The 11455-nt window shown below is 59.9% G+C and carries 10 protein-coding genes; 3 read left to right on the top strand and 7 right to left on the bottom strand.

Annotated features, from left to right (window positions below):
• The 3 genes from VL598_RS16040 to VL598_RS16050 form a co-directional block, all read right to left on the bottom strand.
• On the bottom strand, positions 1-708 hold a 708-nt coding region (locus VL598_RS16040; protein ID WP_325327713.1), incomplete at its 3' end, for a molybdopterin-dependent oxidoreductase.
• A 430-nt stretch (positions 709-1138) separates the two neighbouring features.
• Positions 1139-2635: a monocarboxylate uptake permease MctP gene (mctP, locus tag VL598_RS16045; RefSeq protein WP_325327714.1), complete on the bottom strand. Its 1497-nt coding sequence runs from the start codon at positions 2633-2635 to the stop codon at positions 1139-1141.
• Positions 2632-2832, bottom strand: a complete 201-nt coding sequence (locus VL598_RS16050; RefSeq protein ID WP_325327715.1) for a DUF3311 domain-containing protein — start codon at positions 2830-2832, stop codon at positions 2632-2634. The genes mctP and VL598_RS16050 overlap by 4 nt, the downstream gene beginning before the upstream one ends.
• A 537-nt stretch (positions 2833-3369) precedes the next feature.
• On the opposite strand from VL598_RS16050, the gene glp reads away from it, so the two are divergent.
• Positions 3370-4596 (top strand): gephyrin-like molybdotransferase Glp, encoded by a 1227-nt coding sequence (gene glp, locus VL598_RS16055; protein ID WP_325327716.1) that lies wholly within the window; start codon positions 3370-3372, stop codon positions 4594-4596.
• Here glp and VL598_RS16060 read toward each other — a convergent pair.
• The 4 genes from VL598_RS16060 to VL598_RS16075 form a co-directional block, all read right to left on the bottom strand.
• On the bottom strand, positions 4578-5924 hold the full coding sequence (locus VL598_RS16060; protein WP_325327717.1) for a hypothetical protein: 1347 nt from the start codon (positions 5922-5924) through the stop codon (positions 4578-4580). The genes glp and VL598_RS16060 overlap by 19 nt on opposite strands.
• Positions 5921-6889 (bottom strand): hypothetical protein, encoded by a 969-nt coding sequence (locus VL598_RS16065; protein WP_325327718.1) that lies wholly within the window; start codon positions 6887-6889, stop codon positions 5921-5923. Before VL598_RS16065 ends, VL598_RS16060 begins: the two co-directional genes overlap by 4 nt.
• A 330-nt stretch (positions 6890-7219) precedes the next feature.
• The gene (locus VL598_RS16070) at positions 7220-8704 is read right to left on the bottom strand and encodes a heavy metal sensor histidine kinase (protein ID WP_325327719.1); all 1485 of its coding nucleotides are present in this window, start codon (positions 8702-8704) and stop codon (positions 7220-7222) included.
• Entirely contained in the window at positions 8704-9381 is a 678-nt protein-coding gene (locus tag VL598_RS16075; protein ID WP_325327720.1) for a heavy metal response regulator transcription factor, read from the bottom strand. The genes VL598_RS16070 and VL598_RS16075 overlap by 1 nt, the downstream gene beginning before the upstream one ends.
• 428 nt (positions 9382-9809) lie before the next feature.
• On the opposite strand from VL598_RS16075, the gene VL598_RS16080 reads away from it, so the two are divergent.
• Both VL598_RS16080 and VL598_RS16085 read left to right on the top strand, forming a co-directional pair.
• Positions 9810-10721: a LysR family transcriptional regulator gene (locus VL598_RS16080; RefSeq protein WP_325327721.1), complete on the top strand. Its 912-nt coding sequence runs from the start codon at positions 9810-9812 to the stop codon at positions 10719-10721.
• A 197-nt stretch (positions 10722-10918) separates the two neighbouring features.
• Positions 10919-11236 (top strand): hypothetical protein, encoded by a 318-nt coding sequence (locus VL598_RS16085; RefSeq protein WP_325327722.1) that lies wholly within the window; start codon positions 10919-10921, stop codon positions 11234-11236.
• Positions 11237-11455: the final 219 nt, after the last annotated feature.

The following is an 11455-nucleotide window of genomic DNA, read 5'->3' on the forward strand; positions in this document are numbered from 1 at the left end:
TTCAGCGGCATTGCCGCCCATCACCAGAATAACGTCCGCGTTCTTGATGTCGACCCAATGGTTCGTCATCGCTCCACGGCCAAACGTCGGGGCAAGACCTGCCACCGTCGGGCCGTGTCAGACACGAGCTTGGTTGTCGAATGCGAGCATCCCGGTGCTGCGGATCACCTTGTGGGTCAGGTAACCGGCTTCATTGCTGGCTGCAGATGCAGCGAGCATCCCGGTGGTCAGCCACCGGTTGACCGTCTTGCCATCCGCCGTCTTTTCGACGAAGTTGGCATCGCGATCTTCTTTCATCAGCTTCGCGATCCGGTTGAGCGCGTCATCCCACGAGATGCGCTCCCACTTGTCGGAGCCCGGCGCACGGTACTCGGGGTACTCAAGCCGGCTCTTGCTATGGATGATATCGAGCAGACTCGCACCCTTCGGGCACAGCGTGCCGCGATTGACGGGGTGGTCAGGGTCGCCCTCGATGTGGATGATGCTGGCTTTCGCGTTCTTTGCGCCATCGCCGAGCCCATACATCAGGATGCCGCAGCCAACGGAGCAGTAGGTACAGGTGTTGCGCGTTTCGGTGGTGCGTGCGAGCTTATACTGACGGACTTCCGCGAGTGCCGGAGTGGGCGCAAAGCCCATGAGGGCCAAACTCGATCCCGCCAGTGTGGTCGCCGACACCTTGAGAAACTGCCGCCGATTCATGGAGACCATGAGACAGACCTCAAAGCTTGGGGAAAATTATTAGATTGGCCGCTTTCTTACTTCTGCGGCCGTTCATACAGCGATGCTTTCGTCAAGCGGCAATAAGCCGCTTTCGGGCATGACGCGCGCAGAGGATAGCCGAAACGGGCAAAGTTTGCCGAAATTTCGCACTTATTCTTTCAAATTGATTTCAATTCGCCGCATACGCCGCTGCTGGATCAGGTGTCGGCGGATTGCCCACAGTTGGGCATAAGGCGGAGCGCTATCGCGCTAGCGCGGGGATGGGATCGGCGCAGGGCGTGGTCAAAACGCCTCAAAGATGAACTGCAGCTGAGTGATCAACATAGACATCGCGCGCGCGGTTGGTACGCGCTGGCGCGCTACCGTTACCCGATTTCGAGCAAGCAATAGCGCGCCTTTTACTACTACGCGGCGAGGGTTAGGCCGCGAGATTCGCGCCTTCGACGCGATTGCGCGCCGGCATCAGGAGCGAAATGACAACCGACACCGCCACGTTCGCGACCAGTGCAATCAAGCCGATATAGACTGGGTAGGCGCTGCCGCCCACGTGCAGCGGGAAGATCGGCTTGAGGCCTTGCGCCGCGGCGAGGCTCGTGCCGAGCGCAATGCCGACGAGCCATCCGGCGAAAAGGCCGACCGAGGTCAAGCGCCGGCAGAACAGCGTAAAGACGACAGCAGGGAAAATCTGCAGAATCCACACGCCGCCGAGCAGCTGGAGGTCGATGGCGAACTGTGTCGGCAGCACGACGATGAAGATCAGGGCCCCGAACTTCACGACGAGCGACACGATCTTGGCCGTGGACGCCTCGCCGGCCGGCGACATGTTGGGTGCCACGAGCGGGCGCCACAGATTGCGCGTGAAGAGGTTGGACGCACCGATCGACATGATCGCGGCGGGCACGAGCGCGCTGATGGCGATAGCAGCAGCCGCGAAGCCAACGAACCACGACGGGAAGAGCGTATTGAAAAGCGTCGGCACAACATCACTCGGCGACTTCACCTGCACGCCCGCGGCGATAGCCATGTAACCGAGCAGCGCGATCAGACCCAGCAGCAGCGTGTAAGCCGGCAAGAAGATAGCATTCTTCTTAACGGTTTCGACCGAGCCCGACGACAGCACACCCGTCATCGTGTGCGGATACATGAACGCAGCGAGCGCCGAGCCGAGCGCAAGCGAAGCATACGCGGTGAACTGAGACGGCGCGAGCATGATGCCGGTCACGCCGCCCTTGGCTTTGAAATGGGCGTCCGCGGCGTCGAACACATGAGCGTATCCGCCCAACTTCGCCGGAATCAAGCAGACGGCAGCGATCACCACGATATAGATCATGATGTCCTTGACGAACGCGATCATCGCCGGCGCGCGCAAGCCGCTCGTATACGTATAGAGCGCGAGAATCACGAAGGCCACGATGAGGGGCAGCTCACCAGTCACACCCAACCCTTTGATGACCACTTCCATACCGACGAGCTGGAGTGCGATATACGGCATCGTGGCTACGATACCGGTCAACGCGATCGCCGCTGGGAACCACTTGCCGCCGTATTCGCCCTGCACGAAGTCAGCCGCTGTGATGTGGCCTTTGTCGTGCGCGACCTGCCACAGCTTCGGCATTACCGCGAAGACGAACGGATAAACGATGATCGTGTACGGCAGCGCGAAAAAGCCATAGGCGCCGACCGCATAGACGAGCGCCGGCACGGCAATGACGGTGTACGCCGTATAGAAATCGCCGCCGACGAGGAACCACGAGATGATCGTGCCGAACTGGCGTCCGCCGAGACCCCACTCATGCAACTGATTGAGATCGCCGCGCTTCCAGCGGGCCGCAAAAAAACCGATCAGCGTCACAAGCGCAAAAAACGCGATGAAGACCCCCATCGCGACGGGGTTGATTGGATTCACGCCGCTCATTTCAGCCCCCGATAGACGAGATAGATCAGTAGTGATGTGATGGGAACCCACAGAAACTGATACCAGTAGAAAAACGGAAATCCGGCGAGTGCGGGCATGCGCTCGTTGTAGAACGGCAGCCACAGCAGCGCCACATAGGGAATCAGCAGGATGAGCCAAAGCCACCCACGGCCGGCCGAACGCGGTTGTGTCGTCACTTGTTTCTCCTCCAATGTACGCGTGGTATCACGTATTGATGTGCGGCGGACAGCCAGACGCGGTATCGATTTTCGCGGAAGAGACGCCCGACGAATACGCGGGCGAGTGGCCGAATCCCAATGCGGCATCGGGATTCAGACGGGTCTCCTGTTGCTGTTCTTTATTGGCGAGGGCGTAGAGCGCCCGCCAAGTTGCGCTCGATTTCCCATAGCAGGACGATGTCCGACCGGCGCTCAGTATTCCCGATCACCCCTTCCCTTACAACCGCATAATTACGCAATATTTCTACGTATGACTACGCATTTAACCTGCGGAACCCTACCGATCTGTGCTCCTGTACGTTGCGTCTATGTGTGCGCTCCGTAGCATGCGCGGATACATTACACTCCCTCGCTCGCGCCGCCGGCCAGATCTATGCAACAGATGACGATTTTCGGCGGACGTGCAAGGCAGCGCCGCGCCATTCGAGCGACCCAGGCCTGCAACCTGCCCCAAGCAACGGAATGCACGGGCGGACAACGACGGACAACAAGGAAATGCCAGGCAGCAGACTCGCCGCAATAGCTTTTGACGATGCACAAAGGATGCTATCGGCGGACGTGCCATTTCCCACGACAACCGAGATAGTCCCCGTCTTTAAATGCGCCGGGCATATCCTGGCAGAGCGTATCGGCGCCCAACACGATCTGCCCGGTGCCGACAGCAGTGCAATGGATGGATACGCGATCCGTTACGAGGATTTCGAACCGGGCAAAATCCTCCCAGTGCAAGCGCGTTGCAGCGCTTGCGCATTGCCCGTGCCGCTCAGCACCGGGCACGCTACCCGCGTCTTCACAGGTGCCGCGATGCCCGCTCATGCCGACACCGTAGTCATGCAAGAGTATGTGCGGGAATCTGCGGCCGGCATCGAGATCATGACTGCGCCCCGGGCGGGGCAGCACGTCCGCATGCGTGGAGAGGACGTGCGGACTGGCCAGTTGCTGCTGCCTGCCGGCACGCTCTTGCGCCCCGCACAAATCGCTTTGATGAGTGCACAGGGCATCGACCGCGTGTCGGTATTCGCAAAGCTTCGCGTCGGCATCCTGACCACGGGCGACGAGGTCGTTTTACCCGGCAACACCAGAACGGCACAACAAACGTTCGACAGCAATGGGCCGATGCTCGCGGCGCTTGTCGAGGGCATGGGCGCCAGCGTCTCGCGCATCACGCATGCGCGAGACAACGAACCGCAAATCCAGAGCGCGCTCGCGCAAATGCTGCCGCATTGCGATCTCATCGTGAGCGCTGGGGGCACGTCGTCCGGCGAACGCGACCTCGTCCGAGCCACGATCGAAGCGCTCGGCGCAACGATGTCCACGTGGCAAGTGCGAATGAAGCCAGGTAAGCCTCTTGCGCTCGCAACGGTCGCCGGGAAGCCGTTTGTCGGCCTGCCCGGCAATCCCGCTGCCGCCTTCGCCGTGTTCACCTTGCTGATCACGCCGCTGATCCGGCGCATGCAGGGCAGAACCGCCCTTTTTCCGCCGACTCCCCGATTCGCGCTCGATCTCGACAAAAACGGTCACGCGTATCGTGACGAGTTCTTGCGCGTAGTGAGCGTGACGGACGAAAGCGGCAGCACGCGGCTCGTGCCGCTCGCGCAACAAAGTCCCTCAGCGTTGGGGTCTCTCGCCGCAGCGAGCGGTCTCGCCCGCATACGGCCCGGCGGGACGGTGACACGAGGCGATGCAGTGCCCTACTACGATTTTCAGCACTGGCTGGCCTGATCGAGCAGCCGCTCGAATGCATCGACGATGCCCCGCACGTGCGGATTCTTGTGTGCGAGCGCTCCCCCATCGCGCTCATAGTGGACCAGCATCGTCGCATTGGCCTCGAACACGAAGACACGGCCGTCAGCGAGCACGGTAAAGTCGATGCCCCCATAATCCAGATCGAGCCTTCGCCCGATTGCGCGGATCGATTGCCACGTGCGCTCGCCTAGCACCGCGCGCGGATTTTCCAGAAAGTCTCGCTCTTCCTGGATCTTCCACGGGTGGCGCGCCATATCGGCCGAGAAGTAATGCACGAGCCAGTGCTCTGAAACCGCAAGGTGATAGGCAAACGGTTCGCGATCGACAAAGATGACTCGGTACTTTCGGTAATACCCGTCCGCCGATTGGTAATCGACAAACGTCGTCAAATAGTGGGGAGCATCCAGCAAGTCGAGATGCGCCTTGAGCGCATGGGGCGACTCGCTCAGCAGCACGTTTTCGCCGCCGTGAGTCGCCAGCGGACGAACCAAAAGCGGCCACGATAGACCGCCGCCTGCGATCCGCTGCATCAGCTCATCGTCTGACGCGGGCACCGTTTCGGAACGCACGCAGGGCGCGACCAAGACACCGTCGAGGCCGGCAAGCCGTGCGCCCAATAGATGGCGATACGTGTGAGCAACGAGCGACGGCGGATTGAGGATCGGGCGATGGCAGCGGGCGGCGAATCGTTCGAGCCGAGCGCCGATCGGCGCAGCGACATCGGCATCGCCGATCGCGTTGAATACGATCTCGTACGGCGGAAGCTCCGCGTCCTCCTCGTCGCGCGCGTAATCGATCGCGTATTTGATCCGGGCGCAGGACGTCGTCGGCAACAACGTCTCGACCGGCACGTTGCCAACGCCCTCGCCCATGCAAAGAATCAGTACGTTGCGCAACGGCTCCCCAAGACGCTCGACAAAAACCCGTTGCAGGGCAAATGCGCGATCTCTCGAAGCGCGCGCCTCATGCGCACGGCCTTCATCTGAGTGGATCGCAGCCAGATTCAGATGCGCGACGGCGATGTTGGGATCGAGTGCAAGTACAAGCCGATACCAGCGCGCCGCGCCCGGCTTGTCGCCCTTCATGAAGTAGCCTGTCGCGACATTGCAAAGCGCGTCGATCGTCGCGTCGGACGCGCCGGCTGCATAAGCATCGACGGTGCGCGCGGCGATGGAATGTGCGATGGCGCCGAGTTCATCGCCTTGCGCGCGCAATGCCACCGCCATCATGCGATGCAGCGCAGCGTTGCAGGGATCGACGTCGAGCTCGCGCTCGAGTGCTGAGGAGCAGTCGATGTTGATCAATGGCTAGTCGAAATCAATGAAGCCATTGAATCGGCACCAGCACGATGGGCACTGCTTTTTGTCCAACGCCCCTTGTCGCTGAAATACAAGGAGTCATTTTCAACTACCGCCGACGCAACCCTATCTCGAGCTCCAGTAAAGCCAAATACGTATCCTCCTGGAACCTCGCGGGCGGTGCCGTAAACTTTTCCGTTTGCATCACAGGCAAGTACATCGCCGTATGGCCCCGGCACAAGCTCAATACCATTGCTGTATTTTCCGAATAATTCTGCCCCCGTAGCCACGCGACGCTCGCAGGATTGACCAAGCAGCTTACTGACCATTTTGTGATATGGCAGAGAAAGCGTGCCGACGAACATCGGAGTGAAATGCTCCACGACGGGATTAAGCACAAAATCCAGGTAATTCTGAATATTTCTAATCATGAAATGGATCGTGAAATTCCTGGCACCGAGCGTACGCAACGCATCGTCCAGCCTCATCAAGAAATCATAATCCAGCCCATAATGACTGAAGAAATTCTGATCCCCGGATCCCATAGGAGTGAACAGCTCGAGATTATCCTGAGTGTTCGAAATGACGAATCGTTTTACTGTATGAGGGTCGCGGATGCAAGTGAGGAATCTATCCCACAAAGCCCGAAATTTTGCATGCAGCTGACTGCCCTCAAGCGGATTGTCGGCTAGTTGCTTGAATCCTGGCTTGCGGGGAAACTCGTGCCAAAACCAGATACCTTTATCACTACAGAGGCCTTGCTCCTGTTGAATCGGAGTAGTGTAGAGTTTTAGCTCATTTAGATTCGGCATAAAGCTGCTACCGCGCCCTTCCTTGAGCGCCTCGAGCACAAACTGCCGAGTGGTGATGCACCAGTCGAACGGCATGGTGCGATGTTCGGCGCTAAAGGTCATGAACGTGTTGCGGGTCTGGCACGAAAACCCCAGCGAAATATGCTGTTCTATCGGCATTGCTTTGCCTGCGAGCGTTTTTTAAAATGGAATTAAAGAGCTTTTAGGATGCTCAACGGATCTTTGCTCCGCCAGTTCCATCTATGAACGGCCGCCATCCTTGATATCCCTTCAAACTGTCCGAGACTCGATTTCAGCACCATCCGCGATGGCTTGATGCGCGAAATAGAACGATGTTTGAGAGGTTGTTCGGGGGTTCATGCAGCAAGGGCATCCGTAGCCCACTCGGAAGCATGTAGCCGAAGTGGTGAGCTCATGCCGTGGAGGCAAAGCGGCTCGACGGACCTGAACGGCCCGTCGAACCGGAACGATGGCATTCCCGTCAGTCGATCACACCGTGCGCGGCGGCCGGCGCGGAAACACCAGGATCAGCCTCGTCCCCGTCTCGTCGCTTTGCGCGCTGACAGTGCCACCGTGCAGCTCCATCACCGTACGCACGATCGCCAAACCCAGCCCCGCCGAGGCACCGCCGCCGGCGTCTTCGCTTGCTCTGCTGCGCGACGGGTCGGCGCGGTAGAAACGATCGAAGATGCGCTCGAGATGGACGGGATCGATCGGCGCCCCCTCGTTAGCCACGACAATACGCAGCGTGTCGCCGAACTGGCGGGCATCGACGGCAATCATGCCGCCACGCGGTGTATACCGCAGCGCGTTTGCCAGCAGATTGCCGAGCGCGCGGCGAAAGAGCTCGAGATCGGCCGTGAGCTGCCCACCGCCGTTGACGCGCAGCACCGACCCGGCTTCCTCAGCCAGCCCCTCGAAATAGCCGGCAATGCGGTCAAGTTCCGCGTGCACGTCGAACTCGCGCATGCTCGTTACGAATTGCGGATGCTCCGCCCTCGCAAGAAAGAGCACGTTTTGGATCATCTTCGAAAGACGATCGCACTCCTCAAGATTCGAGGCCAACAGCGCCTGATACTCCTCGCTCGAACGCGGTCTCGCCAAAGCCACCTCGGTTGCGCCGCGCATATTTCCAATCGGCGTGCGCATGTCGTGCGCGAGATCGGCCGTAAATTGCGAAAGCCTTTGGAAACCGTTGTGAAGTCGCGCGAACATGCCATTGAGCGAAGTCACGAGCGCCTTCAACTCGCGCGGTACCTGCTCGACAGGCACACTGCTATCGAGCCGATCGATCGTGACGTTGCGCGCATGAGCGGCGATGTCGCGCAGCGGCCGCAGTACGATTCGGATCAGGACATAGCTGCCGACGAGCGCAAGCAATGAACCGATGATGCCGGCGAGCCTGAGCGTGTCTCGGTAACTGTCGAGCAAACGGAGCGGGCCGCTCATATCGCGTGCAATGACTACGCGGACAGGATCCTTGTTTCGCAGCGTCGAGTCGAACGCGATACTACGCATGGTGACCCCGCCTGACGCACGCCATTGCACGATCGATGCGTCCGTAATCCGGCTGTCTGACGAAAGGTGATTCGCCGGCTCCTCGAGCAACGAGGGGTCGATGCCGACCGGAGCGGCATTGGACGAAGGGAAGACCGCAACCTCATCGTCCGATTGAAGTCCACTGTGTGCAACGATCGGCTTGCCGGCCCGATCGAAGATCACAACAGACAGCGCACTGTTGCCAAGCACAACGCTCACCAGCCGAGTCGCGTGCTGGCGCACAGCGTCACAGGAGTCCAGTTCTTCGGCCAGCCGGCGCAAATGGCGAGCGGCGAGCACGACGTCGAGATCGTCTTGCGTGCGCACTTGCTGATCCAGCGCGAAGTAGACGTAGCTGCCGACCAGCGCAAAGACGGCCAGCGTAGTCGCACCGAATGCGACCGCCAACGTGACAGCGAAAGACCGCTGCATCATCAGTTGGCGCTCCTTGGCTCGAGTAGGTACCCCACGCCGCGCACGGTATGGATCAGCCTGATAGGCTGGCCCTCGTCGATCTTCGCGCGCAGACGCCGGATTGCCACTTCCACCACGTTGCTATCGCTGTCGAAGTTCATGTCCCATACCGATGAGGCGATCTGTGTACGACTCAGCACTTCGGCTTGACGACGCGCAAGCAGGTGCAGCAATGAAAACTCACGCGGCGTAAGATCGATGCGCGTCGTACCGCGCCGCACGCGGCGCCGGATCAGATCGATCTCGAGATCGCCGACGGCGATGAGTTCGCTTTCGCGCGGAGGGCCCCGCCGCGCGAGCGTGCGCACACGCGCCAGCAATTCGACGAACGCGAACGGCTTGGCGAGATAGTCGTCCCCGCCCAGCTCCAATCCGTGGACCCGATCCGCCACATCGTCGCGCGCCGTCAGGAACAGCACGGGCGTCGACTTGGTCTTGCGCAGACGCTGCAGCACGCCGAAGCCGTCCAGCATCGGCAACATCACATCCAGGACGATTACGTCGTAATTGTGTTCCTGCGCAAGCTGCAAACCACGCACCCCGTCGCCTGCGAGGTCGACCTCGTAGCCCGATTCCTCCAGCCCCTTCTTAAGGTAGGCGCTCGTCTTCGGCTCGTCTTCAACTACCAGAATTCGCATCTCAACTCCCGCACCCCGTTTGCCGCTCGGCCGATCAACTCGTATGCCGGGGCCGCGCTTCTCGCCCGAGCGGTACAGCAGCGATGCCTCCGTCATTGGGCATCCCGAGGCTTCCTCCGCCCGCGGCGACCAGCGCGTCGTATTCGGCGCAACTGATGCCTCGTGCGTGGCAAAGAAAGGCCGCCGTCTGCCAGATCATCGTGTCGGACTGCGTTTGCCACCAGCGCCACCGTCCACAGTCACGCGAAAGACGCAGTCCACGCCGCCATGCTAGGCCGTCGGACGTTACCGGATACCTGCTCCGAACGTTACATTTTTGTCACCCGCCGCAGCCGCGCTCAGATGACAAATCCGTAATAGTTCAGTCCGCATGCCGTAATCGCTTGCGCGGTAACCTTACATGCGATGGTCGATAGAGGTGGGATGTCATGAATCAAATCGCCGCGATGCGCATCTTTGTGAAGGTCGCCGAGTACCTTAACTTCACGGCTACCGCCAAGGAGCTTGGCGTCTCCACAGCCGTGGTCACGCGCAACATCGCCGCGCTCGAAGAGCACCTGCACACGCGGCTCATCAATCGCACGACGCGGAGCGTATCGCTTACCGCGCCCGGTAGAACGTATTGGGACGCCTGCACACAGCTGCTCAAGCAACTGGACTTGATCGATGAAGACATCGCATCGGCGACGAATCAAACAACCGGAGCGCTCAAAGTTGCAGTGACGGCTTCGTACGCCGTCACCGAGTTGCCGCGACTCATGGCCGCCTATCATCTCGTGGAACCGAATGTCAGCTTCGAGGTGTCGGCGTTCGAAAGCATGAACTCCGTGACGTTGAGCGACTTTGACGTATGCTTCGTCGCCGAGCGGCGCCTCCGGGACTCATCACTCGTTTGCCGTTCGCTGGAGCCTTTCCGCGAAGTCGTGGCCGCCGCGCCCGAGTACCTTGCGCGCTCAGGGGTTCCATTGAAGCCTGAGCAACTCGAGCGTCACGACATCGTGCTTACGCCGAATGCCCCGGCGCGCTTCTGGGAGTTTCGCGATCGCACTGACACCCGACGCGTAGCGGTCAAGCCGCTCGTGAGCACCACGACCGTTGCGGCGGCCAAGGCTGCCGTCATTGCCGGACTCGGCATCGCACGGCTGCCGGTTTCACTGATTCGAGATGAGCTCGACTCAGGCCAGATACGTCCGCTCCTCGATCATTTCCCCCTCAATGACGACAACCGAACCGTCTGGATGGTTTATTCCGGCCAACGGCTCATGCCCGCAGCGGTTCGCAGCTTTATCGACTTCGTCGCCTCTCACTACCGGACCTTCACTGCTGAGGCTGCAGCCTGACACTTCAGGGCATGCGAGCCAATTGTCTGAATTAATCACCCGGTGCGTTCATCACACTGGTTCCTTCAATGACCGCATAGCGGCACAATAGGCAAGCTTACAAGCCAGCTACATACCGGCCACCGCCTGCGTAATCAACTCTGCGATGGGCGGACGGCGGGCACACTCCATGCGGCCGAGCGGCCAGGAGAAAAGACATGAAGCCGACATCGTCTTTGGCCGAGGCCCTGCGCGAGGCGAAGATCGTCGAAGCACTTTCCGTCGCCCGTTTTGCACTGGGGACCCACGACCGCTTGCTTCACATCCGCGAAGGGCAACAGATCGAGATGGATTTCAGGTATGAGATCCACAAGATCGATGAAGCGCTCCAGTTGCTCGGGATCGACCCCGCGCGCCCCCCGTCCGCACCGCTGCCTCAGCACGACGACTCAGTGGGTGGCGACTCAGTGGGTGACGACACAAGGAATAGCCGTTCATCAAGTCAATCAATGACCTCACAGCAGCGACAGCGGTAAGGAAGGTACATAAATTCCTTTTCACCTTCTAGCCACTGATCCGCTAGGCGCAGGTAACTATGCTGTTCATCGACCCACACAAACCATGATGCTTTCGGGGTCACCTGCTACTACGCACAGTTGAGGACTCTTGAAATGAAATATTTGACGATAGCTATTGCTTTAGCCGGAACAGTGTCGGCAACGTCGGCCTTTGCACAGTCGTCCGCCCCCGCAGCG

The sequence above is a fragment of the Trinickia sp. genome (assembly GCF_035492435.1).
Taxonomy (GTDB): Bacteria; Pseudomonadota; Gammaproteobacteria; order Burkholderiales; family Burkholderiaceae; genus Trinickia.

What these genes read in the sequence shown, in the direction of transcription:
- VL598_RS16085 (WP_325327722.1), top strand. Translation starts at nt 10,919, where the DNA reads ATGAAGCCGACATCGTCTTTGGCCGAGGCCCTGCGCGAGGCGAAGATC.
- VL598_RS16065 (WP_325327718.1), bottom strand. Translation starts at nt 6,889, where the DNA reads ATGCCGATAGAACAGCATATTTCGCTGGGGTTTTCGTGCCAGACCCGC.
- VL598_RS16080 (WP_325327721.1), top strand. Translation starts at nt 9,810, where the DNA reads ATGAATCAAATCGCCGCGATGCGCATCTTTGTGAAGGTCGCCGAGTAC.
- mctP (WP_325327714.1), bottom strand. Translation starts at nt 2,635, where the DNA reads ATGAGCGGCGTGAATCCAATCAACCCCGTCGCGATGGGGGTCTTCATC.
- glp (WP_325327716.1), top strand. Translation starts at nt 3,370, where the DNA reads ATGCCAGGCAGCAGACTCGCCGCAATAGCTTTTGACGATGCACAAAGG.
- VL598_RS16075 (WP_325327720.1), bottom strand. Translation starts at nt 9,381, where the DNA reads ATGCGAATTCTGGTAGTTGAAGACGAGCCGAAGACGAGCGCCTACCTT.
- VL598_RS16070 (WP_325327719.1), bottom strand. Translation starts at nt 8,704, where the DNA reads ATGATGCAGCGGTCTTTCGCTGTCACGTTGGCGGTCGCATTCGGTGCG.